This window comes from Mesorhizobium sp. 131-3-5, from assembly GCF_016756575.1.
Lineage (GTDB): Bacteria > Pseudomonadota > Alphaproteobacteria > Rhizobiales > Rhizobiaceae > Mesorhizobium > Mesorhizobium jarvisii.
The window spans coordinates 139521-163094 of sequence record NZ_AP023254.1 but is presented as its reverse complement, the minus strand read 5'-3'; the positions used below and the strand labels follow the sequence as shown (position 1 = coordinate 163094).

At 64.0% G+C, this 23574-nt stretch carries 25 protein-coding genes; 12 read left to right on the top strand and 13 right to left on the bottom strand.

Annotated features, from left to right (window positions below; all coding sequences use genetic code 11):
- Positions 1-292 precede the first annotated feature (292 nt).
- The 3 genes from JG747_RS00765 (at position 293) to JG747_RS00755 (ending at position 2288) form a co-directional block, all read left to right on the top strand.
- A complete protein-coding gene (locus tag JG747_RS00765; protein ID WP_244748312.1) occupies positions 293-787 on the top strand; it encodes a class I SAM-dependent methyltransferase in 495 nt (164 codons plus the stop codon).
- Positions 784-1308: a DedA family protein gene (locus tag JG747_RS00760; RefSeq protein ID WP_202360960.1), complete on the top strand. Its 525-nt coding sequence runs from the start codon at positions 784-786 to the stop codon at positions 1306-1308. The genes JG747_RS00765 and JG747_RS00760 overlap by 4 nt, the downstream gene beginning before the upstream one ends.
- Positions 1309-1382: 74 nt before the next feature.
- A complete protein-coding gene (locus JG747_RS00755; RefSeq protein WP_019862944.1) occupies positions 1383-2288 on the top strand; it encodes a LysR substrate-binding domain-containing protein in 906 nt (301 codons plus the stop codon).
- A 6-nt stretch (positions 2289-2294) separates the two neighbouring features.
- Here JG747_RS00755 and JG747_RS00750 read toward each other — a convergent pair whose 3' ends face one another.
- Positions 2295-2777: a helix-turn-helix domain-containing protein gene (locus JG747_RS00750; protein WP_202360959.1), complete on the bottom strand. Its 483-nt coding sequence runs from the start codon at positions 2775-2777 to the stop codon at positions 2295-2297.
- 31 nt (positions 2778-2808) lie between these two features.
- On the opposite strand from JG747_RS00750, the gene JG747_RS00745 reads away from it, so the two are divergent.
- From JG747_RS00745 to JG747_RS00720, 6 genes are all read left to right on the top strand, one after another.
- The gene (locus tag JG747_RS00745; protein WP_244748311.1) at positions 2809-3699 is read left to right on the top strand and encodes a class I SAM-dependent methyltransferase; all 891 of its coding nucleotides are present in this window, start codon (positions 2809-2811) and stop codon (positions 3697-3699) included.
- A gap of 214 nt (positions 3700-3913) precedes the next feature.
- Positions 3914-5068: an ABC transporter substrate-binding protein gene (locus JG747_RS00740; protein ID WP_027047698.1), complete on the top strand. Its 1155-nt coding sequence runs from the start codon at positions 3914-3916 to the stop codon at positions 5066-5068.
- Between the two features lie 193 nt (positions 5069-5261).
- Complete coding sequence (locus JG747_RS00735) at positions 5262-6260, top strand: ABC transporter ATP-binding protein (RefSeq protein WP_202360958.1); 999 nt, start codon at positions 5262-5264, stop codon at positions 6258-6260.
- Positions 6261-6274: 14 nt separating this feature from the next.
- Positions 6275-7225: an ABC transporter permease gene (locus JG747_RS00730; RefSeq protein ID WP_202362211.1), complete on the top strand. Its 951-nt coding sequence runs from the start codon at positions 6275-6277 to the stop codon at positions 7223-7225.
- Positions 7215-8030: an ABC transporter permease gene (locus JG747_RS00725; protein WP_019862950.1), complete on the top strand. Its 816-nt coding sequence runs from the start codon at positions 7215-7217 to the stop codon at positions 8028-8030. The genes JG747_RS00730 and JG747_RS00725 overlap by 11 nt, the downstream gene beginning before the upstream one ends.
- A gap of 26 nt (positions 8031-8056) precedes the next feature.
- Positions 8057-9484, top strand: a complete 1428-nt coding sequence (locus tag JG747_RS00720) for a gamma-aminobutyraldehyde dehydrogenase (protein ID WP_019862951.1) — start codon at positions 8057-8059, stop codon at positions 9482-9484.
- A gap of 61 nt (positions 9485-9545) precedes the next feature.
- Here JG747_RS00720 and JG747_RS00715 read toward each other — a convergent pair whose 3' ends face one another.
- From JG747_RS00715 to JG747_RS00665, 11 genes are all read right to left on the bottom strand, one after another.
- The gene (locus JG747_RS00715; protein ID WP_010913185.1) at positions 9546-9860 is read right to left on the bottom strand and encodes a hypothetical protein; all 315 of its coding nucleotides are present in this window, start codon (positions 9858-9860) and stop codon (positions 9546-9548) included.
- A gap of 37 nt (positions 9861-9897) precedes the next feature.
- A complete protein-coding gene (locus JG747_RS00710) occupies positions 9898-10260 on the bottom strand; it encodes a nuclear transport factor 2 family protein (RefSeq protein ID WP_027047699.1) in 363 nt (120 codons plus the stop codon).
- An 84-nt stretch (positions 10261-10344) separates the two neighbouring features.
- Entirely contained in the window at positions 10345-10824 is a 480-nt protein-coding gene (locus JG747_RS00705; RefSeq protein WP_019862954.1) for a carboxymuconolactone decarboxylase family protein, read from the bottom strand.
- A gap of 108 nt (positions 10825-10932) precedes the next feature.
- The gene (locus JG747_RS00700) at positions 10933-12486 is read right to left on the bottom strand and encodes an alpha/beta fold hydrolase (protein WP_202360957.1); all 1554 of its coding nucleotides are present in this window, start codon (positions 12484-12486) and stop codon (positions 10933-10935) included.
- A gap of 115 nt (positions 12487-12601) precedes the next feature.
- Positions 12602-12910 (bottom strand): formate dehydrogenase subunit delta, encoded by a 309-nt coding sequence (locus tag JG747_RS00695; RefSeq protein WP_019862956.1) that lies wholly within the window; start codon positions 12908-12910, stop codon positions 12602-12604.
- Entirely contained in the window at positions 12900-13727 is an 828-nt protein-coding gene (gene fdhD / locus JG747_RS00690; protein ID WP_202360956.1) for a formate dehydrogenase accessory sulfurtransferase FdhD, read from the bottom strand. The genes JG747_RS00695 and fdhD overlap by 11 nt, the downstream gene beginning before the upstream one ends.
- Complete coding sequence (locus JG747_RS00685) at positions 13727-13951, bottom strand: hypothetical protein (protein ID WP_019862958.1); 225 nt, start codon at positions 13949-13951, stop codon at positions 13727-13729. The genes fdhD and JG747_RS00685 overlap by 1 nt, the downstream gene beginning before the upstream one ends.
- A gap of 31 nt (positions 13952-13982) precedes the next feature.
- Positions 13983-16898, bottom strand: coding sequence for a formate dehydrogenase subunit alpha (gene fdhF / locus JG747_RS00680; RefSeq protein WP_019862959.1), 2916 nt, complete (start codon positions 16896-16898; stop codon positions 13983-13985).
- Between the two features lie 10 nt (positions 16899-16908).
- Positions 16909-18465, bottom strand: a complete 1557-nt coding sequence (locus JG747_RS00675; protein WP_202360955.1) for a formate dehydrogenase beta subunit — start codon at positions 18463-18465, stop codon at positions 16909-16911.
- On the bottom strand, positions 18462-18941 hold the full coding sequence (locus JG747_RS00670) for a formate dehydrogenase subunit gamma (RefSeq protein ID WP_019862961.1): 480 nt from the start codon (positions 18939-18941) through the stop codon (positions 18462-18464). Before JG747_RS00670 ends, JG747_RS00675 begins: the two co-directional genes overlap by 4 nt.
- A gap of 135 nt (positions 18942-19076) precedes the next feature.
- Entirely contained in the window at positions 19077-19976 is a 900-nt protein-coding gene (locus tag JG747_RS00665; protein ID WP_202360954.1) for a LysR family transcriptional regulator, read from the bottom strand.
- 169 nt (positions 19977-20145) lie between these two features.
- Between JG747_RS00665 and JG747_RS00660 the strand changes: the two genes are divergently transcribed.
- Positions 20146-20787 carry a DUF47 domain-containing protein gene (locus JG747_RS00660; protein WP_027047702.1) on the top strand — a complete coding sequence of 214 codons (642 nt, stop codon included), beginning with the start codon at positions 20146-20148 and terminating at the stop codon, positions 20785-20787.
- Between the two features lie 3 nt (positions 20788-20790).
- A complete protein-coding gene (locus tag JG747_RS00655; RefSeq protein WP_019862964.1) occupies positions 20791-21795 on the top strand; it encodes an inorganic phosphate transporter in 1005 nt (334 codons plus the stop codon).
- A gap of 16 nt (positions 21796-21811) precedes the next feature.
- Here the strand turns inward: JG747_RS00655 and JG747_RS00650 are convergent, their stop codons facing one another.
- Positions 21812-22189, bottom strand: a complete 378-nt coding sequence (locus tag JG747_RS00650; protein ID WP_019862966.1) for a VOC family protein — start codon at positions 22187-22189, stop codon at positions 21812-21814.
- A 207-nt stretch (positions 22190-22396) separates the two neighbouring features.
- Between JG747_RS00650 and JG747_RS00645 the strand changes: the two genes are divergently transcribed.
- Positions 22397-23566: an Mrp/NBP35 family ATP-binding protein gene (locus JG747_RS00645; protein WP_019862968.1), complete on the top strand. Its 1170-nt coding sequence runs from the start codon at positions 22397-22399 to the stop codon at positions 23564-23566.
- The last annotated feature ends 8 nt before the right edge of the window (positions 23567-23574 follow it).

The window sequence follows — 23574 nt, the reverse complement described above, 5'->3', positions numbered from 1 at the left end:
CTTTGCGTCCAAGCTATTGCGCAATGTCTATGCAATCCAGCCACGGCAAACAGCGCCGGTCGGCAGGAACCGCCCATGCCGGCGTCAAGGCGTCGGGCTCGACGATGCAACAGGTTCGGGTCCGACGCCGAAACGAAATCAAGCCGCCGCGCCAAATTGGTTGGCGTACTTTTGTCCGGGATTGAGGTTGCTTATGCCTGCACATGATGCCCTGTCTTTTCTCATGGCGTGGACCGTGGCGCCGTTCAGGATCGGCTCCGTCACACCGTCCAGTCCCAGCCTGGCGGCCTTGATGACAAGCGATATCGGTCCCGAGACCGGCCCCGTGTTGGAACTTGGCCCGGGAACCGGCCCGTTCACACGGGCGCTGCTGTCACGCGGGGTGCTGGAAGAGGATCTGACGCTGATCGAGTCCGATCCGGATTTTGCGGCACTTCTCATGCGTCGCTTTCCCGCCGCCCGGATTTTCGAGATGGATGCCGTCGGCCTGCGCCATCTGTCGCTATTTCCTAGGCCGGTGGCAGGTGCCGCCATCAGCGGCCTGCCCTTCCGCCTGATTTCGCCGAACAAGACGCTTGCCATTCTCGAAGGTGTTTTCGCAAACCTTCGCCCGGGCGGGGCGCTCTACCAGTTCACGCTCGGCCGGCGCTGCCCGTTCGATCAGTCGCTGCTCGACCGGCTAGATCTCGAAGTCGCGCGGGTCGGCCATACCTTTCGCAATTTCCCGCCGGCGACGGTCTACCGCGTCGCCAGGATCAAGACGCTCGGGAACTGGCGCTTCGCATGACGGGTCCGTTGTCGGCCATTCTCGGCTTCGGCCTGTTCGGCGTCTTCTGCCTCGCCTTCACCGAGAAGATCCTCCCGGTCCCGCCCTCGCATGTGCTGCTGCTGTTCCTCGGCATGACGGCGGCGCCGGACAGTTCGATGCTGGCGATCCTGCTGGCGGTGACGACGGTTGCCTCCTTCGCCGGCTGCCTTGTCTGGTATGGGGTTGGCCGCCGGATCGGATTCGACCGTGCCGACCGGCTGCTGGCGCAGTTCATCCCGACGGTGCGCAACTATCTGCCGATCGCGGCGGGCGCGCTTTGTCTGCCGGCGCTGCCCTTCGCGATGGCGACGCTGCTGGGCGCCACAATCTGGAATGCTGGCTTCCTCCTGACCGGCTACCTCTTGCGCGGCAGCGGCCAGGATTCCTTCACGGTGGGCTTGCGCATCATCGTCATTGTCGTGGCGCTGGAGACGGTCTGCATGCTTGCATTGCGCTATGGCCCCGCATGGCGGCGGCGCATCAGGCTGGCGCTCGGCTGAGCACCAGTCTCCGGTCATGGGATAAGTTCCGCCATCGGCTTTCCTTCGCCCGGCCGCCGGTGTTTAGTCCGGCCATGGCCTTCACCATCCGCCAGCTGCAGTTCTTCATCGCCGTCGCCGAACAAGGCACGGTGTCGGGCGCCGCACAAAACCTCTCCATCTCGCAATCGTCGGTCACCGAAGCGATCAAGGAACTCGAAAGCGATCTCGGCGTCGAATTGTTCGAGCGCCATCCGCGCGGCCTCAACATCACCCATAAGGGCCACCAGTTCCTGCGCCACGCGACCAAGATCCTTGCTGACGTGTCCGACGCCCGCCGCTCTTTTTCCGGCGAACAGGCGGTGGCGGGAGGGCGGCTGCAGCTTGGCGTCACCTCGCTGGTCGCCGGCTATGTGCTGTCGGATCTGCTTGCCCGCTACCGCCGCGCCTATCCGGGCGTCGAGGTCTCGGCCATCGAGGACAATGGCGACTACCTCGAACATCTCTTGATCGGCGGGAAGCTGGATATCGCCGTGATGGTGACGTCCAACTTGCGCGACCGCACGGCGCTGCAGTCGGAAATCCTCGAAGTCTCGGCCTATCGGCTGTGGCTGCCGCTCGGCCACCCGCTCGCCGGCGCCGACATCATCGGCATTGGCGACATAGCCGGCGAGACGCTGATCATGCTCACCGTCGACGAGATCGAGGAAAACACGGGAAAGCTGCTGGCGGCGATCGGCGCCAAGCCGCATGTCGCCTTCCGCACCCGTTCGGTGGAAGCGGTGCGCAGCCTGGTCGCCACCGGTGCCGGCGTGGCGCTGCTGCCCGACCTTGTCTACCGGCCATGGTCGCTCGAAGGCGACCGCATCGAATCACGCGATATTTCCGGCTCCTTGCCGGTGGTGCAGGTCGGCATGGTCTGGCGGCGGGGCTCCAGCCTGCCGCAGGCGGCGCGCGATTTCATCGGACTTGCCCAGTCGCAGCGCACGGTCCGCCGCTAGCATGGCCTACTCCAGGCGAACGTCGCCAGTCTCGCGCTTGCGCCTTGTGACGGAAACCGCCTCCGCCCTGAACGGCGCGAGCGGAGCAACCTCGAAGCGGCCGGCGCCCGCAAGCCTGACGGCGCGGCGGAAAGTCGGGCACTCCATCGGCCCGGCGGCCGGACATTTAGCGGCGTGACGCAAAGCCTCTCGGATCGCCCTCAGGCGCTGGATGATTTGGTCCAGTTCGTTCGCCTTGGCATCGAGGCGCCCTCGATCCATTTTCGGCAGGCCGTCGGGCGTCAGCATCGAGGAAATCTCGTCCAGTGTGAATCCACCGGCGCGTCCGAGCGCGATCAAGGCGAGCCGGTCCAGGACGGCAGGGTCGAACAGGCGGCGTTGGCCGCGACGGCCGATCGAGGCGACGAGGCCCTTCTCCTCGTAGTAGCGAAGTGTGGAGGCGGGCACGCCGGTGCGGCGCGACACCTCGGCAATGTCCATGTCTTTCATGCTTGACCTCAAGTCGGCTTGAACTCGTAGAGTGCTCGCGACGATCGGTGAGAGCAACATGAAAGCGAGGTCCGTTATGCCGCAATCCGCGCCGCCAAACACACGCCAAGCCGCGCTCTGGAACGATGTCAGCGGAAAGGCCTGGGTCGAGATGCAGCCGATCATCGACGAGATACTGGCGCCGTTCGAGCGGCTGGTGGTCGATGCCGGCTATCCCAGGGAAGGGAGCAATGTCCTGGACATCGGCTGCGGTGCCGGCGCCACGACTCTGGCGATGGCGCGCCGCGTGGGCAACGACGGAAATTGTGTGGGGCTAGACATCTCGCAGCCGCTTGTCGCCCTGGCGACGGAGCGCACGAAGCTGGGAGGGGTAGCAAACGCAAGTTTTGAAGTGGGCGATGCCCAGACATATGCGTTCGAATCCGGGCATTTCGACGCTGTAATCTCCCGCTTCGGTGTCATGTTCTTCGATGATCCCATGGCCGCGTTCACCAACATAAGAAAGGCCGTGAGGCGCCGTGGCAAACTCGCCTTTGTTGCCTGGCGCAGTCCGCTCGAGAATGATTTCATGACGACCGCCGTGCGAGCGGCTGCGCCTTTCCTGCCGCCTGCACCGGCGCCAGACCCCGATGCGCCGGGTCAGTTTGCCTTTGCCGACGGCGCCAAGGTGAAGCGGATCCTGGAAGCGAGCGGCTGGGCTTCGATCGAAGTCGAACAGGCGGACGTCCCGTGTCGGATCGCCCAACGCGATCTGATGGCGTATGCCACCCGGCTAGGGCCGCTCGGCGCCGCGCTGCGCGAGGTTGACCGGGCAACGGCCGAAAAAATCACCACGGTGTTACCGGCTGCGTTCGCGCCTTTCGTTAAGGACGGTGAGGCTCGCTTTAACGCCGCTTGCTGGCTGGTGACCGCGCATGCTTGAGGCGGTGGCTGTCTATCGGAAAAACCGATATCGTCGTTCTGATAAATGAATTTGCGAAACCGGAATTTTCCAAGCACGTTCGGTTTCAGGGACCAAAGCCGCCAGCAGAGCGGCATCAAGTCCACAGGACGAACTGATATGTTTTTCAGTCCGCGCGTGATCTGGCGAAAACCGGAGCGGTTTCGGGGCCATGCGCCAAAATGGGAGATCGATGATGAATTCATTCCTGAAGTCGTGCACGGCGCTGACGGTCGCGCTGACCTTCTCCGGTCAGGCCATCGCCCAGGTCAAGGAACTCGGCAAGGGCGAGGGCCAGGTCAACATCGTTGCCTGGCCGGGCTATATCGAGCGCGGCGAGACCGACAAGGGCTATGACTGGGTCACCGCCTTCGAAAAGGAGAGCGGCTGCAAGGTCAACGTCAAGACCGCCAACACCTCCGACGAGATGGTCTCGCTGATGAACGAGGGTGGCTTCGACCTCGTCACGGCTTCGGGCGATGCCTCGTTGCGCCTCGTCGCCGGCAAGCGCGTACAGCCGATCAACACCGATCTCATCCCGAGCTGGAAGACGGTTGACGACCGGCTGAAGGACGCCCCCTGGTTCACCGTCGACAAGGTGCATTACGGCGTTCCTTACCAGTGGGGGCCGAACATCCTGATGTACAACACCGAGGTGTTCAAGGAAGCGCCGAAGAGCTGGAACGTCGTCTTCGAGGAGATGAAGCTGCCGGACGGCAAGTCTAACAAGGGCCGCGTCCAGGCCTATGACGGGCCGATCCACATCGCCGATGCCGCCAACTATCTGATGTTCCATAAGCCGGAACTCGGCATCAAGGATCCCTACGAACTCAACGAGGACCAGTACAAGGCAGCGCTCGAACTGCTGCGCGTCCAGCGCACGCTGGTCGGCCGCTACTGGCATGACGCCGCCATCCAGGTCGACGATTTCCAGAATGAAGGCGTCGTCGCCTCCGGGTCATGGCCGTATCAGGTCAACACGCTGGTCGCCGCCAAGAAGCCGGTTGCCTCGACCGTGCCGGAAGAAGGCGTCACCGGCTGGGCCGACACCACCATGATGGAAGCCGACGCGGCGCATCCAAACTGCGCCTATATGTGGCTCGAACATTCGCTGTCGCCGAAGGTGCAGGGCGATGTCTCGGCCTGGTTCGGATCGCTCCCTGTCGTTCCCGCCGCCTGCAAGGGCAACGAGCTCCTGACCGACGAAGGCTGCAAGACCAACGGCTACGACAATTTCGACAAGATCAAGTTCTGGAAGACGCCGGTCTCGAAATGCGTCACCCAGAACGACAAGTGCGTGCCTTACTACCGCTGGGTGTCGGACTATATCGGCGTCATCGGCGGACGGTGATTCCGCGTCGCTGAGAGCATAGCGCTGCCCCTCACCCTTTCCCTCTCCCCGTGAAGAACGGGAGAGGGGTGTCGCGCCAGCGTTTCCGCCAAGTCCCTTCTCACGGTCACTATACGGGGAGAAGGTGCCGGTAGGCGGATGAGGGGCAGCACCGCCGCCTGAATTTGATGAGCCTGACAGATCAGGACAGCCCATGACATCAGCCGTCTCCTTCCAGAAAGTCTCGCGCCATTTCGGCAGCGTTCGCGCCGTCGACGCGGTCGATCTCGACATCGCGCCGGGCGAGTTCTTCGCCATGCTCGGGCCTTCCGGGTCCGGCAAGACGACATGCCTGCGCCTGATCGCCGGTTTCGAGCAGCCGACTTCGGGTTCGATCTCGATCTTCGGCGAGCGCGCCGAGGGCGTGCCGCCCTATCGCCGCAACGTCAACACCGTCTTCCAGGACTATGCACTGTTCCCGCATCTCAATGTGCTCGACAACGTCGCCTACGGGCTGATGGTCAAGGGCGTGGGCAAGGCCGAGCGGCACAAGGCGGCCGAGGAAGCCCTGTCGCTGGTGCGGCTGCCAGACTACGGCGCCCGCCGCCCCGGCCAGCTTTCCGGCGGCCAGCGCCAGCGCGTCGCGCTCGCCCGCGCTTTGGTCAACCAGCCCAAGGTGCTGTTGCTCGACGAGCCGCTCGGCGCGCTTGACCTCAAGCTGCGCGAGAACATGCAGGAGGAGCTGAAATCGCTGCAGAAGGCGCTCGGCATCACCTTCGTCTTCGTCACCCACGACCAGGGCGAAGCGCTGTCGATGGCCGACCGCGTCGCCGTCTTCAACGACGGCAGGATCATGCAGATCGGCACGCCGGAGGATATTTATCAGCGGCCGAGAACCCGCTTCGTCGCCGATTTCGTCGGCTCTTCCAACGTGCTGCCGCCGGATTTCGTTCAACGTTATTCCGGCCAGCATCGCTGGGGCAGCCTCCGCCCCGAATCCATTCGCGTCAGTCGAGCTGCAAGCGGCGAAGGCGTCGCCGCGCGCCTCGTCTCGACCAATTATCTCGGCGCCACCACCAGGCTGGCGCTCGATGCCGACGGATTGAAGCTTCATGCCGTGGTCCCGGCTGGCACGGTGCTGCCTGCCGAGGGCGAAGCGGTGGTGCTCACCTTCAACCGCGAGCACCTGCATCTGATGGATGAGCCGGCATGAGCGTCGACGTCACCATGCCGCGCGCCACGGCTCCTACCATCCTGCCAGGCAGCGGCGGCATGCGCGGCGCGCTGTCGGACCTGTTCTGGCGCCGGCCGCAACTGCTTCTGCTGCTCATGCTTTTGCCGCCGGTGCTGTGGCTCGGCATCGTCTATATCGGCTCGCTCTTCGCGCTGCTGGCACAGAGCTTTTTCTCCATCGACGAGTTCTCCGGCCTCATCAACCGCCAGTTCACGCTGAAGACCTATGGCGACCTGTTGCAGGCCGCCAATCTCGACATCATCCTGCGCACGGTGACGATGGCGGCTCTCGTCACCGTGGCCTCGGCCATCGTCGCCTTTCCGATCGCCTACTATGCCGCGCGCTATGCCCGTGGTCGCTGGAAGGCGCTGTTCTATCTCGGCGTCATGCTGCCGCTGTGGTCGAGCTATCTGGTCAAGATCTATGCCTGGAAGCTGATCCTGGCCAAGGAAGGCATCCTCACCTGGCTCTTCGCCAAGTTGCATGTGCTGTGGCTGCTCGAGGCCTGGCTGGCGTTGCCGGTCGTCGGCGGCAACTCGCTGTCGGTGTCGTTCACCGGCACCTTCATCGTCTTCGTCTATGTCTGGCTGCCCTTCATGATCCTCCCGGTACAGGCGGCCCTCGAGCGCGTGCCCGGCAATCTGGTCGAAGCCTCCTCCGATCTCGGCGCTTCGCCCGGCCAGACCTTCCGCAACGTGCTGTTCCCGTTGGCGCTGCCCGGCATTGTCGCCGGCTCGATCTTCACCTTCTCGCTGACATTGGGCGATTACATCATCCCGCAGATCATCGGCACGTCGCGCCTGTTCATCGGCCAGGCCGTCTATTCGCAGCAAGGCACCGCCGGCAACATCCCGCTCGCCGCCGCCTTCACCGTGGTGCCCATCGTCATCATGGGTTTCTACCTCTGGGGCGCCAAGCGCATGGGGGCTTTCGATGCGCTCTGACCGTGGTCAATCGGCTCCGCTCGGCTTGAAGATCGCCGCCGCTTGCGGCCTGCTCTTCCTGCATTTGCCGATCCTGCTGATCTTCGTCTACGCCTTCACCACCGAGGAGAAGAGCTTCGTCTGGCCGCCGCCAGGGCTGACCACGCAGTGGTTCGCCGTCACATGGAACCGGCCTGACGTCTGGGAAGCGCTGTCGCTGTCGGTGCGCGTCGCCACCATCTCGACGGCGATCGCACTGGTGCTCGGCACGCTGTGCGCCGCCGCTGTGTCACGGACGAAATTCTTCGGCCGCGAGACCATCTCGCTGCTGGTCATCCTGCCGATCGCGCTGCCCGGCATCATCACCGGTATCGCGCTCCGCTCGGCCTTTTCGCTCGCCGACATTCCTTTCTCGTTCTGGACCATCGTGCTCGGCCACGCCACTTTCTGCGTGGTCGTCGTCTACAACAACGCGGTCGCCCGTTTCCGCCGCACATCCGGTTCGATGATCGAGGCCTCGATGGATCTCGGCGCCGACGGCTTTCAGACCTTCCGCCATGTCGTGCTGCCCAACATCGCCACCGCGCTGCTTGCCGGCGGCATGCTGGCCTTCGCGCTGTCCTTCGACGAGGTCATCGTCACCACCTTCACCGCCGGCCAGCAGCAGACCGTGCCGATCTGGATGCTGGAGGAGCTGATCCGCCCGCGCCAGCGCCCGGTCACCAATGTCGTGGCCATGGTCGTCGTGCTGGTGACGCTGCTGCCCATCCTGTTTGCCTATTACCTCACCCGCGACGGCGACCAGATCGCCGGTTCGGGCAAATAACGTCAGTTCGTAAGGGAGAGACGTCCATGGACACCCAGATGCTGATCGGCTCGAAATTCGAGAACGGCGCCGAGACTGAGGAGCCGATCCTCAATCCGAAGACCGGGGCGACCATTCTCAACCTGCCCGAGGCCAGCCAGGCGCAGATCGAGGCGGCGGTGGCGGCCGCCGAACAGGCGTTCGTCTTGTGGTCGCGCACGACGCCGGCGCAGCGCTCTGGTTATCTCCTCAAGATCGCCGACCGCATCGAGGCCGAGGCCAAGGACTTCGCCGCTCTCGAGGCGCTGAACTGCGGCAAGCCGATCAATTCCGTGCTCAATGACGAGATTCCGGCCATCGTCGACTGCTACCGCTTCTTCGCCGGCGCGGTCCGTTCGATGCCGGGCGTCGTCGCCGGCGAATATCTTCCCGGCCACACCTCGATGGTGCGGCGCGATCCGATCGGCATCGTCGCCTCGATCGCGCCCTGGAACTACCCGCTGATGATGATGGCCTGGAAGCTGGCGCCGGCGATCGGCGGCGGCAACACCGTCGTCTTCAAGCCGTCGGAGCAGACGCCGCTGACGGCGCTGAAGCTGGCCAGGATCCTGGCCGAAATCCTCCCCGCAGGCGTGGTCAATGTCGTGCTCGGCCGCGGCGATAGCGTCGGCAACGCGCTGATCAACCATCCCAAGGTCAACATGATCTCGATCACCGGCGATGTCGCCACCGGCAAGAAGGTGCTGCAGGCGGCGGCCAAATCGGTCAAGCGCACGCATCTCGAACTCGGCGGCAAGGCGCCCGTCGTCGTCTTCGACGACGCCGATCTAGGTTCCGTCGTCAACGGCCTGCGCGCCTTCGGTTACTACAATGCCGGCCAAGACTGCACCGCGGCCTGCCGCATCTATGCCGGCAAGAAGATCTACGACAAGCTCGTCGCCGATCTGTCCTCGGCGGTCTCGACCATCAAGTACAACCAGCCGGACGACACCGAAAACGAGATTGGCCCGCTGATCTCGCGCCGCCAGCGCGACCGCGTGTCGAGCTTCGTCGAACGCGCCTCGGAATTGAAGCACATCGAGATCACCACCGGCGGCAAGCCGGGCGAGGGCACCGGCTTCTACTATCAGCCGACCGTCGTCGCCGGCGCGCTGCAGGAGGACGAAATCGTACGCCGCGAGGTGTTCGGCCCGGTCGTCTCGATCACCCGTTTCACGGAAGTCGACGAAGCGGTTAACTGGGCCAATGACAGCGACTACGGCCTGGCGTCATCGGTGTGGACCAAGGACGTCTCGCGCGCCATGGCGACGGCGGCACGTCTGCAATATGGCTGCACGTGGATCAACACCCATTTCATGCTGACCAACGAGATGCCACATGGCGGTCTGAAGCAGTCCGGCTACGGCAAGGATATGTCGCTCTACGCGCTGGAAGACTATACCGCCGTGCGGCATGTCATGGTTGCGCACGCATAACGCATTCCTTCTCCCCGTTCACGGCAGGGGAATCCCCCTGCCGTGAACGGGGAGAAGAACGCTACTCGACGATACGATAGATGTTCCACAGGCTGGTGCCTGACACGACGTAGGGCTCCATCTCCTTGCCCCATTTGGCGTGTGCGTCGATCTTGCTGATCTTGGCGAACATCGCCTCCAGCTGGGCCAGGCTTTCCACCTGATGATGCGACTCGACCGTCGCTTCGCGTGCGCCGATCGATCCGGTCATGATCTGGAACTTCAGCTCGGCGAGGCCGACCTGCGAGCCGATCTCGCGTTCCCATTTCTTCAACAGGTCGAGCACGGTCTGTTTATGCCCGAACTTCGCGTCGATCTGCCATCTGGCGCTGAACATGTTGGTTCCTCCCAAGGTTGAGTTGGCGGCTGTTTGCCTATTCGTCCCAGGCTTGCACGACGGTCTGCCGCGCGATCCGCCCGTTCTTCAGCTCCAGCATCGCGGCGGCGAACACTTTCGTGCCGTCCGGATAGGCGCAGGCCTGGGTGAAGGCGAGGCTGTCGCCGTCGGCGATCGTGGTGTCGACCTTGTGGGTCATCGCCCGGCTGCAGATGTCGTCCCAGAAGGTGGCGATCGCCGCGCGCCCGCGGACTTCGCGCGGCTTGCTCGGCGGGTTGTTGCGGTCGATCACCCGCACCAACGCGTCGTCGGCATAGAAGCTCGACAGCATCTTACCATCGCGGCTCTCGATCGCCTTCTTGATCGCCGCGCCATCCACGACTTGAGTCTTGGTCAGCATCTTATCCTCCATGTGCCCGTCTTCACGATCGGGCGGTTGATATTCAGTAGGGACTGCCCGACGCTCGCCGCCAGGCAGGGATTTTCACTGCGACTTCGCCTTGACGGCGGCGAAGACATCGTCGGTCTGCTTCTTGAACGTGGCGAGATCGACCTGGCTGCCATTGAGCATTGTCGACCAGTGGCGCACGATCGCCGCCATCGCGATCGTCTCCTTGATCTCCTCGTCGCTCGCGCCGTTGAGCTTGGCGGCCTCGGTATGGAAATAGATGCAGTACTGGCAAGGTATCTGCGAGGCCACCGCGAGGCCCATCAGTTCCTTGGTCTTGCCGTCCAGAGCGGTTTTCGGGTTGAGCTGGACGCCCTTGATCTCGGCCCAGGCGCCGGCGATGGCGACGTCAGGCAGTGTCTTGAACATGTCCGGCACGGAGCCGAGCGTCGCCTGGATGTCCTTGTAGGCGGCTGTCGCCGACGCATCCTCGGCCTTCGCGGGAGAGATCGTGAGCAGCGCGCCAATCCCTGCCGCGATCACAAGTGATCTGACATTCAGTTTTGACTTGAGCATTTCATCCTCCGTTCGCAGTGCCCTTCCGGCGATATCCGCCTGGCCTGCATGGGGGAATTGATAGCGCTTACATCCGCCTGGCCGCTTCGCCCGAAAGCGCCATGGCTCTCATGGCCCGTCCGGGCCAGTGTGCCGGACCGAGAATACCGCCGCCGCCGCTCGCGACGGCAGGTCGAGCTTGAGCAATATGTTGGCGACGTGGCGCTTGACCGTGTGTTCGCTCAGCCTGAGCTCGGCTGCGATCGCGGCATTGCTCTTGCCGTCGGCAATCAGGCTCACCACCTCGCTTTCCCTCGCCGTCAGCACGGACGGTTCGGTCGTTTTGGTCCTGGCGCGGCAGTCAGGCTCCAGATGCTGTTCCGACATTGCCCGCACCAGCGCCATGGGCTCGTCCAGATCGTCCAGCGTGACCCGGCTGGCGTCTTCGAAATGCAGGCCTGAGCCGGTTGCCAGATCAGCGACCAGCCGCGACGCCAGGATATCGCCCCGGCTGGCGCGCGCGGCGATCTGCATCGTCACGCGGGCCGTCAGCCCCACCGGCGGCCCGCGCAGTTCGATCTCCCCGACATGCGCGCCCTGCGCGCTGGCCACGCCGATCCCTTGCGCTGCCTCGCGCAGCGCCGCTGCACAGCGTATGGCGCGCGCCGGTCCATCGAAGCGCGAAATCATCATCTCGCCTTGCGTACCCAGCGCTCGGCCGCCATGGCGCCCGACCAGCAACCGCCAGGTTTCCTGGAAGCGCTCGCTGCGTTCGCTCCACACGCGGTCGCCCATCCGCGTCGTATCGTAGATGCGCGTCACCAGAAGTGCCGCCAGCACGCGGTCGGCTTCGGCGACGGCGCGCTCGCCGGTCAGGAATTCCTCGATCAGGTCGGCGACCCGGTCGACATCGCCGGTCCAGATCGGATGGTCGCGCCCGGGAATCTCGACCAGCCGCGCATTCGGGATTTTCTTGGCCAGGAAACGGCTGGCGTCGGGATCGACCCGCGCATCGTTGCGGCGATGGATCAGCAGCGTCGGCGCGCTGATCGCCGCCAGCACACCACGTACATCGATTTCCGCATTCATTCGCGCCAGTGCCGCCGCTGCCGTCGGGCTCGCCGACAGCCGCTCGAAACGCGCCCACCACTGGGTAAAATGCGCGTCGTCGACCCGGCCCGGCGCGAAATTCGGCAAGGTGGCACCGGTGCCCCAGGCCGTCTCGGCGGTGGCGATGAAGGCGTTGAGGCGTTCGGGCGGCATCACCCATTTGTGGAAATGCGCATAGCCGCCATAGAGCGCCAGCGCGCGCGTCCGCTCGGGATAGGTGGCGGCGAACAGCATTGCCATCGGCGCGCCTTCTGAAGCGCCAAGCAGGGCAGCACGACCGCTGCCGGCGGCGTCCATCACCGCGCGCACATCGTCCATGCGCGTTTCAAGACTGGGCAGGTTGTGCGCATCGACACGGTCGGAAAGGCCGGTGCCGCGCTTGTCGAACAGGATCAGCCGCGAGAACGCCGAAAGCCGCCTCAAGAGCCTTGTATAGCCCTCGTCTTCCCAATGCAGGTCGAGATTGGAAATGAAGCCCGGGACGAAGACGAGATCAAGCGAACCCTGGCCGACCACCTGATAGGCGATCCGCGCCTCGCCGCTGAGGGCATATCGGGTCTCGATCGGCCTCACGAGTTTCTTCCGCCCGGCCTGACGATTTCTGATCGTCAACCATAGCAGAGCCGCTTCGATAGCGGCAGCTCAAACTTTAGCGAAAGTGAATGTATACCGGGACCGCCCGCTGCGGCTACTTTTGTGACGCGGCGACGTCTGCCGGGGAGGGGGTGAGTCCGAGCTTCAGATCGGCCTCGGCTGGCGTGATCGGCCGCTTGATCCTGGCCGATGCAGCCACGACGAGTTCATCGAACCCTTCGCCGCTATCCAGCAGTTCGAAGAACTGTCGCCGCATCCTCGGTTCCCAGAATTTGTTGATGTGCTCGGCGACGCCGGCAACCCCTTCCTCGCGTGACTTGGAATGGAAGAAGGCCGCGATCTGGTTGGCCATGCGCACCAGCTTTTCGCTGGTGCTCGTGATGTGGTCTTCGTCATGCGACATGCTGGGCAACTCCCAAAACCACCCGGTCGGGGTGGGTGAAAACATCGAAATCCTCGCCGCGCACCAGGGCGACCAGCGTCATGCCGGCCTCATCGGCCGTGCGGATGGCAAGCGCGGTCGGCGCCGAGACAGCGATGATGAAGGCGGAGCCGATCGCCGCCGTCTTCTGCACCATCTCGACCGACACGCGCGACGTCACCACGACAGCGCCCGACGCACCGTCGATGCCGGCTTTGGCCAACGCCCCGGCCAGCTTGTCCAGCGCATTGTGGCGGCCGACATCCTCGCGCGCCATGACGACGCCCTTGCCGGGAATATAGAAGCCGGCGGCATGCACGGCTCCGGTTTCCTGATGCAGCGGCTGCACCTTCGACAACAGCTTGACGGAGCGGACGATGTCGTCGGCATCAAGCGTAAGTTTTGACGCACCAACAGCGTCGACGGAGCGCATGGCTTCCTCGATGGATTCAATGCCGCACAGCCCGCAGCCAACCGGCCCGGCAAGCCTGCGCCGCCGCGCCTCGAAGCGTGTATTGGCCTTATCCTTGAGCCGGATCTGGATATCGATGCCGGCGCCATGATCCTCGACCTCGATCGCCTCGATTTCTTGTGGGTCGGCAATGATGCCTTCCGTCAGCGAGAAGCCGAGCGCGAAATCCTCGAAGTCGGCGGGGCTCGCCATCATCACCGCATGCGTGGTTCCGGCAAAGGAAAACGCCACCGGCGTCTCCTCCGGCACCATGCGGTTGGCAACAGCCGTGCCGCTGGCGCGGTGCGCGAGGCGGGAAGTCTGGCTGATCGGCTGGCGGGAGCGCATTAGTCCTGCTTCATCCACTTTGGCGTCAACTCTGGAACGTCGTGCGCGATCATCTCGAACGCCTTGTAGTGTCCAAGGCCCATTATATTTCCGACAATGCGGCGAAGCTTGTCGAAGTCTTCCTTGGCCGCATGCTCCTGAATATCGAACAAAAACTGATTCAGGTCGGCGCCTTGCTTTTCACACAGGCGCATAAGCTTTTCGTAGGCTTCCTTTTGGGTCACCCCTGTTTCCTCCGACCGCGAGGCCGCCAGACTACTCGGCCGCCTGCAGCGAGGCGATGCGGCGGCTGTTCCTGGCCTGTTCATCGTACTCGCGCTGCCAGTCCGACGGGCCATTGGAGGCGCCGACCTGCACTGCCGTCACCTTGTACTCCGGACAGTTGGTCGCCCAGTCCGAGAAGTCGGTGGTGATGACGTTGGCTTGCGTGTCGGGATGGTGGAAGGTGGTGTAGACCACGCCGGGAGACACCCGGTCGGTGATCAGCGCCCGCAGCGTCGTCTCGCCCGAGCGGCTGGTCAGCCGCACCCAGTCGCCATCGCGCAGGCCGCGGTTTTCGGCATCGTGCGGATGTATCTCCAGCCGGTCTTCCGCGTGCCACATGACGTTGTCGGTGCGCCGCGTCTGCGCGCCGACATTGTACTGGCTGAGGATGCGGCCGGTGGTCAAAAGCAGCGGGAAGCGCGGCCCGGTCCTCTCGTCCGTCGCGACATATTCGGTGCGGATGAACTTGCCCTTGCCGCGCACGAAACCGTCAATGTGCATGATCGGCGTTCCGAGCGGGGCCTTCTCGTTGCAGGGCCATTGCACCGATCCGACGCGGTCGAGCAACTCGAAGGAGACATTGGCGAAGCTCGGCGTCGTCTGGGCGATCTCGTCCATGATCTGCGACGGATGCGTGTAGTTCCAGTCGAGCCCGATCGCGCGGGCTAGCTCCTGCGTCGCTTGCCAATCGGCATAGCGCGCCTTCGGTTCCAGCACCTTGCGCACCATGTTGATGCGGCGCTCGGCATTGGTGAAGGTGCCGTCCTTTTCCAGGAAGGTCGAACCCGGCAGGAAGACATGCGCGTAGTTCGCGGTCTCGTTGAGGAAGAGATCGTGCACGACGACGCATTCCATGGCCGCGAGACCGCCCGCGACATGCTTGGTGTCGGGATCGGACTGCAGGATGTCCTCGCCCTGGATGTAGATGCCCTTGAAGGAGCCGTCGACGGCGGCGTCCAGCATGTTGGGAATGCGCAGGCCGGGTTCGTCGTCCAGCTTTACGCCCCACAGGCTCTCATAGATGTCGCGCACGGCTTCGCCGGAGATGTGGCGATAGCCGGGCAGTTCGTGCGGGAAGGAGCCCATGTCGCACGAGCCCTGCACATTGTTCTGGCCGCGCAGCGGGTTCACGCCGACGCCCGGCCGGCCGATATTGCCGGTAGCCATTGCGAGGTTGGCGATGGCCATCACCGTGGTCGAGCCCTGGCTGTGCTCGGTGACGCCGAGGCCGTAATAGATCGCGCCATTGCCGCCCTTGGCGTAGAGCCGCGCGGCCCCCCGGATCAGTTCCGGGTCGACGCCGGAAAGCTTGCCGACGATCTCGGGGCTGTTCTCCGGCAAGGCGACGAAGGAGGCCCAGTCCTGGAACTCCGTCCAGTCGCAGCGTTCGCGGATGAAGGCTTCGTCGAAAAGCCCTTCGGTGACGATGACATGCGCCAGTGACGTCAGCACCGCCACGTTGGTGCCGGGCTTCAGCGGCAGGTGATAGTCGGCCTCGACATGCGCCGACTTGACCATCTCGGTGCGGCGCGGATCGAGCACGATCAGCTTCGCGCCCTGACGCAGCCGCTTCTTCAGACGCGAGGCGAACACCGGATGGGCGGAAACCGGATTGGCGCCGATGACGACGGCGACGTCGGTGAATTCGACGGAATCGAAATCCTGCGTGCCGGCCGAGGTGCCGTAGGTCTGGCCGAGCCCGTAGCCGGTCGGCGAATGGCAGACGCGGGCGCAGGTGTCGACATTATTGTTGCGGAAACCCTGCCGCACCAGCTTCTGGACGAGATAGGTCTCCTCATTCGTGCAGCGCGAGGAGGTGATGCCGCCGATCGAGGTGCGGCCGTACTGATACTGGATCCGGCGGAATTCCTTCGCCGTGTGGGCGATCGCCTCTTCCCAGCTCACTTCGCGCCACGGATCGGAGATCTTCTCGCGGATCATCGGCGACAGGATGCGGTCCTTGTGCGTGGCGTAGCCATAGGCGAAACGGCCTTTGACGCAGGAATGGCCGTGGTTCGCCTTGCCGTCCTTGTAAGGCATCATGCGGATGACTTCGTCGTCCTTCACCTCGGCCTTGAACGAGCAGCCGACGCCGCAATAGGCGCAGGTGGTGACGGCCGAGCGTTCCGGCATGCCCTTCTCGAGCACCGTCTTCTCGCGCAGCGCGTCGGTTGGGCAGGCCTGCACGCAGGCGCCGCAGGACACGCATTCGGAAGCGATGAAATCCTCATGCATGCCGGCGACCATGCGCGATTCGAAACCGCGGCCCTCGATGGTCAGCGCGAAGGTGCCCTGCACCTCCTCGCACGCCCGCACGCAGCGCGAGCAGACGATGCACTGCGCCGGATCATAGGTGAAATAAGGATTGGATTCGTCGCGGGCGATGTAGTCGACCGCCAGCGAGCCATGGCCGGGCGCCACGCCGTCTTCTTCCTGCTTGACGTGGTTGCGGCCCTCGACGCCGTAGCGGTTTTCGGTCAGGCCGACCGACTTCGCCACCGTGTCGAATTCGCTGGCGCCGGTGCCGGCCTTCTCGTTCCAGCCGGTCGGATGGTCGGAGACGTAAAGCTCCATGACGCCGCGGCGGATCGCGTCGAGCCGGTCGGACTGCGTCCGCACCACCATGCCTTCACCGACCGGCGTCGTGCAGGAGGCCGGCGTGCCGCCGCGCCCTTCGATCTCGACCAGGCAGACGCGGCACGAGCCGAACGAGTCCAGCATGTCGGTGGCGCAGAGTTTTGGGATCTCGACCCCGCCTTCCATCGCCGCGCGCATGATCGAGGTGCCTTCCGGCACCGTGATGCTGCGGCCGTCGACACTCAGGGTGACCTGCTTTTGCGCCCGCGATTCCGGGGTTCCGTAGTCGATCTCTTCGACGAGCGATGGGAAGTCGGCCTTGATGTTCATGTGCCAGCTCCTACTCAGCAGCCACGCGCGCCGGCGCGGGCTTGAAATCTTCGGGGAAATGCGTGATCGAGCTCATCACCGGGTAGGGCGTGAAGCCGCCCAGCGCGCACAGCGAACCGAACTTCATCGTGTTGCAGAGGTCGGTGACCAGCGCGAGGTTCTTTTCCGGCTCGATCCCGGCGGCAAGCCTGTCGATGGTCTCGATGCCGCGCGTCGAGCCGATGCGGCAGGGCGTGCACTTGCCGCAGCTTTCGATGGCGCAGAACTCCATGGCGAAGCGCGCCTGCTTCAGCATATCGGCCGTGTCGTCGAACACGGTGATACCGGCATGGCCGATCAGCCCGTCGCGCTTGGCGAATTCCTCGTAGTCGAACGGCGTGTCGAACAGGGCGCGCGGGAAATAAGCGCCAAGCGGGCCGCCGACCTGTACTGCCTTCACCGGACGGCCGGTGGCCGTGCCGCCACCGATGTCATCGACGATCTCGCCGAGCGTCAGGCCGAAGGCGGTTTCGAACAGGCCGCCATTCCTGACATTGCCGGCGATCTGGATCGGGATGGTGCCGCGCGAGCGGCCCATGCCGAAATCCTTGTAGAAGGCGGCGCCCTTGTCCATGATGATCGGCACCGAGGCGAGGCTAATGACGTTGTTAATCACCGTCGGCTTGCCGAACAGGCCCTGGATGGCCGGCAGCGGCGGCTTGGCGCGCACCACGCCGCGCTTGCCTTCGAGGCTGTTCAACAGCGAGGTTTCCTCGCCGCAGACATAGGCGCCGGCGCCGACGCGGATTTCCATGTCGAAGGCGTTGGGCGAACCCAGCACATTGACGCCGAGGACACCGGCCTTGCGGGCAATTTCGACGGCTTTGTTCATTGTCGCCACCGCATGCGGATATTCCGAGCGGATATAGACGAAGCCCTTGGTCGCTCCTGTGGCGATGCCGGCGATCGTCATGCCCTCGATCAGCACGAAGGGGTCGCCCTCCATGATCATGCGGTCGGCGAAAGTCGCGCTGTCGCCCTCATCGGCGTTGCAGACGATGTATTTGCGCTCCGATGTCGTATCCAGCACCGTCTTCCACTTGATGCCGGTCGGGAAGCCGGCGCCGCCGCGGCCGCGCAGGCCCGAGTCCGTAACCTGCTTGACGATGTCGGCCGCCGTCATGGCGACGGCGTTCTGCAGCCCCTTAAGCCCGCCAAGCGACTTGTAGGCGTCGAGCGACAGCGGATCGTTGATGCCGCAGCGGGCGAAGGTCAGCCGGGTCTGCTTGGCCAGGAACGGGATCTTGTCGGGCGCGCCGAGCCAGCGCTTGTGGTGGCCACCGGTGAGGAAGCCGCTGTCGAACAGGCTCTTGACGTCGGAAGGCTTGACCGGCCCGTAGGCGACGCGGCCGTTGGCGGTCGCCACTTCGACCATCGGTTCGAGGAAATAAGCGCCGCGCGATCCGTTGCGCACGATCTTGGCCTCGATGCCGCGCTCTGCGAGTTCCTTGGCGATCGCCTTGGCGACCTTTTCAGCGCCGAGCGCCAACGCGCCGGAATCGCCGGGAATGTAGATGCGGGGGATCATGAGCGCACCTCGGCAAGGATCTCGTCGATCTTCTCGTCATCGAGCCGCCCGATCACCTCGCCGTCGAGCATCGCCGACGGCGAACAGGCGCAAAGCCCGAGGCAATAGACCGGCTCGAGTGTAACCGATCCGTCGCGGGTGGTCTCGTGGAAACCGATGCCCAGCAACTGTTTGATCTTGGCGGCGACGGCATCCGAGCCCATCGACTGGCAGGCTTCCGCCTGGCACAGCTTGAGAACATGCCGCCCGGCCGGCCGGGCACGGAAATCATGGTAGAAGGTGACGACGCCGTGCACCTCGGCCCTGGAGAGGTTCAGCCCATCGGCGATGACCGGCAGTGCCGCCTGCGGCACATGGCCGAATTCTTCCTGGATCTCGTGCAGGATCGGCAGCAGCGGGCCTTCGAGGCCTTTCAGTTCTTGGATAATCGCCGCCGTGCGCGATGCGATCTCGGTACTTGCAGGCTGCATCGTCACGCAGCGCCCTCCCTGGTCGGTAGCGCTCCAGCGCTAAGTCGTTACAAAAACAGAGGAAACCAGCGAAATCAATAAAGCTGATCCGTCGCTTGATAGAAATTTTCTATCAAGCCCGCTCAGCCGCCATTCTCTACCCTAGCGATGGGCGCGGAAATCGTCTGCCAGCGCCATTGCCTCGTCCAGCAGCGCCTGCACCAGCGGCGTGTGCGGCTCACGCGGCGCGGTCACCAGGCCGACCGTGTGGCTGGCGTCGGGCTCGACGATCGGAATGGCCCGGATCGGCTCTGAAAAGCCGAATGTTTCCGCGAGGTTGAGCGGCATGATCGACGACCATTTGCCGGTGTGGATGTGCGAGAACAGCACGATCATCGAATTGGATTCGAGCGTCGGCCGCACTTGCACTCCGGCCTCGGCCAGATGCTGGTCGATGATGCGGCGGTTCTGCATGTCCGGCGTCAGCAGGCACAGCGGCAGCCGGCTGATCTCGGCCCATGTCACTTTGTCGCGGTCGGAATAGGGGTTTCCGACCGCCGTGATCAGCTGATAGCGCTCGTTATAGAGCGGCACGCTGGTCACCCGCCCGAGCGGCTCGTTGTCGAGATAGGTGATACCGGCATCGATGTCGAAATTGCCGAGCAGCGACAAGACTTCGATCGAGGTGCGCGACAGAACCGAGAAGGTGACGCCGGGGTGCTTTTCGCGAAACGGCGTCGTCAGCCGCGCCACCATGGCGAGCGCGGTCGGGATGGCGGCAATGCGGATGCGTCCGGAAAGGCCGTGGCGCGCCGCGCGCATCTCCTCTCGCATGGCCCTTGAATCGCCGACGATGCGGCGCGCCCAGACCAGCACCTGCTTGCCTTCCGGCGTCAGGCCCTGGAACCGCGACCCGCGATTGACCAGCATGACGCCGAGTTGTCCCTCCAGTTGCTTGATCCCAGCCGACAAGGTCGGTTGGGTGACCCCACAGGCTTCCGCCGCCCGGCCGAAATGCTCTTCCTTGGCCAATGAGATAAAGAATTCGAGTTTGTCGATCATGCCATCCTTCCGGTCGTCATGCGCAGGCTCGGGGAAATTCGCCTTTGCCGCAAGCGCCATGCGTAATCGTTCCGCATCCACATCTTTCAGCCGGCTTACTGTTTCCCGCGGCGTCATGCGGCGCTATGTCAATGAAACGGTCGTGAACCGGGCGCGATGGGAGACTGACATGCTGGGCTGGTTCCGCAAGCTGCTGCCGCGCGAAGATCGTTTCTTCGAGCTGTTCGAGCGGCATTCCCGCACGGTGGTCGGCGGCGCGGAAGCGCTGCAGCAACTGCTTCAGGGCAAGGACATCGATCGCTGGTGCCAGACGATCGTCGATCTCGAGGACGAGGCCGATCATATCACGGCGGAGGTCCTGCTTGCCGTGCGGCGCTCTTTCATCACGCCTTTCGATCGCGGCGACATCAAGGATCTGATCCAGTCGATGGATGATGCGATCGACATGATGCACAAGACCGTCAAGACGGTGAGGCTGTTCGAGAAGAGGGAGTTCGATCCGCTGATGCAGGAAATGGGCGCCGTCATCGTCGACGCCGCCCGGCTGGTCGCGGAAGCAATCCCGCTGCTCGCCAAGGTCGGTGCCAACAGCGCACGCCTCAACGCCCTTGCCGAGGAGGTGATGCGCGCCGAAGGCCGGGCCGACGATTTGCATGAGCAGGGCCTGAAGGATCTTTTCAGGCGCCATGGCCGCGGTGATGCGATGGCCTATCTGATCGGCAGCGAGATCTATGGCCAGCTGGAAAAGGTGGTCGACCGTTTCGAGGACGTTGCCAACGAGATCAGCGGCATCGTCATCGAGAACGTCTAGACGATGGATGCCGCGATCGCCTTTCCCCTGCTGGCCGGCCTCGTCGCCGTCGCGCTGTTCTTCGATTTTCTCAATGGTTTGCACGACGCCGCCAATTCCATCGCCACCATCGTCTCGACACGCGTGCTCAGGCCGCAATATGCAGTAATCTGGGCGGCCTTCTTCAACTTCATCGCCTTCATGTTCTTCGGCCTTCATGTCGCCGAGACCGTGGGAAAGGGCATCGTCGACGTCAGCATCGTCACGCCGGCGGTAATCTTCTCGGCCCTCGTCGGCGCCATCGTCTGGAACATCGTAACCTGGATCGCCGGCATCCCCTCGAGCAGTTCGCACGCCCTGATCGGCGGGCTGGTCGGTGCCGGTGTTGCGAAGGGCGGCATCGGTGCCATCGTCTGGTCGGGACTTGGCAAGACGGTCGCCGCGATCGTGCTCTCGCCGGCGACCGGTTTTGCGCTGGCGCTCGTCCTGATCCTGGTGGTTTCCTGGCTGTTCGTGCGCCAGACGCCGTTCGCCGTCGACAACACCTTTCGCGTCCTGCAGTTCTTTTCCGCCTCGCTCTATTCGCTCGGCCATGGCGGCAACGATGCGCAGAAGACCATGGGCATCATCGCCGTGCTGCTCTATTCGCAAGGCATGCTCGGCGAGAAATTCTACGTGCCGCTCTGGGTCGTCCTGACCTGCCAGTCGGCGCTGGCGCTTGGCACGCTGCTCGGCGGCTGGCGGATCGTCCACACAATGGGTTCGAAGATCACCCGGCTCAATCCGATGCAGGGCTTCTGCGCCGAAACCGGCGGCGCCATCACGCTGTTCGCCGCCACCTGGCTCGGCGTTCCCGTATCGACCACGCATACGATTACCGGCGCCATCATCGGCGTCGGCGCCGCCCGCCGCGTCTCGGCGGTGCGCTGGGGCATCGCCGGCAACATCGTCATCGCCTGGATCGTCACCTTGCCGGCGACGGCGGCGATTTCGGCTCTCACTTATTTCGTCACAAGCCTGGCAGGCTGACGCGGAGCGCCGAAGCCTATTTGTCGACGAGGTTCAGGATGTTGCCGTCCGGGTCCTTGAACCAGGCGACTTTCATGCCTTGGCCGACATGGATCTCGCCCTTGATCGTCAGGCCGGGCATTTCGTAATGCTCGAAGACAACGCCTTTCGATTTCAATGATTTGACGACAGTCTCGATCTGATCGCCTACCGTCCACGTCACCGCCGTCGCCTTGTTGGTACCTGCGAATTGGGAATGATAGACATTGATGAGCGTGTCGCCGCTTTTGTAGACGACAAGCTCGCCGCCCATGTCGTCGATCTGCTTGAGGCCTAGCGTGCCTTCATAGAAGGCCTTTGCCTTTGCCAGGTCCTTGACGGCGAGATTGGCCGTTGCGTTGCTTTTCTCGAGCATGACCGTCTCCTTCCCGCATTGTCGTGTCCTCGTTCAGGCAAACGAAATAGGGCACGCGGCCCGTTTGGCCATCGGCCGGAAGCGTCATCCGGCAAGAATCCGACAGCATCGGTCGTTTTCCGTGGCACGCCGGGCAAGCCTTTGCGTCACGGCTTGGTTCTCGCCGGAAACTGCACTATCTGCATTGCCAAACGCCGAGGAAAGATCATGTCCGTCACCAAGGAAACCGTCACCGAGCGCCTGAAGACGGTCAACGGACCGGACTTCACCGGCAACATCGTCGATCTCGGTATGGTTTCCGAGATTTTCATCGCCGATTCGAAAGTCTTCTTCTCGATCACCGTTCCCGCCGCCAGGGCGCAGGAAATGGAACCGCTGCGCGCCGCCGCGGAGCGCGTGGTGAAAGCAATTCCCGGCGTCGCCGGTGCCGTGGTGGCGCTGACGGCGGAAAAAAAGGGCGGCGGCATGGAGGCGCCGGTGTCCGCGCGCCCCGCACCCAGGCCGGCACCGCCGGCGACCCCCCAGCGTCCCGCGCCGCAGGCGTCGGCCTCACACAGCTCGGGCAAGCGCGGCGTGCCCGGCATCGAGGCGATCATCGCCGTTGCTTCCGGCAAGGGCGGCGTCGGCAAGTCGACCACCGCCGTCAATCTGGCGCTTGGCCTTGCCGCCAACGGCTTGCGGGTCGGCGTGCTCGACGCCGACATTTACGGCCCATCCATGCCGAAGCTGCTCAACATCCATGGCCGGCCACAGACGGTTGACGGCAAGATCCTGAAGCCGATGGAGAATTACGGCCTCAAGGTGATGTCGATGGGCTTCCTCGTCGATGAGGAGACGCCGATGATCTGGCGGGGCCCGATGGTGATGTCGGCGCTGACGCAGATGCTGCGCGAGGTCGAATGGGGCCGGCTCGACGTGCTTGTCGTTGATATGCCGCCCGGAACCGGCGATGCGCAGCTGACCATGGCGCAGCAGGTGCCGCTGGCCGGTGCCGTCATCGTCTCGACGCCGCAGGACCTGGCGCTGATCGATGCCCGCAAGGGACTGAACATGTTCAAGAAGGTCGACGTACCGCTGCTCGGCATCGTCGAGAATATGAGCTATTTCATCGCGCCCGATACCGGCAAGCGCTACGACATTTTCGGCCATGGCGGCGCGCGCCGCGAGGCCGAACGCCTCGGCGTCACCTTCCTCGGCGAAGTGCCGCTGGAAATGGGCATCCGCGAAAGCTCGGATGCCGGGCAGCCGGTGGTTGTCTCGAAGCCCGATAGCGCGGAGGCCAAAGCCTATCGCGACATCGCCGCCAAGGTCTGGGACAGGGTCAATGAGGAACGAGGCGCGGCCGAAGCGGCAGTGCCGAGCATCGTCTTCGAGTGACCTCGCAG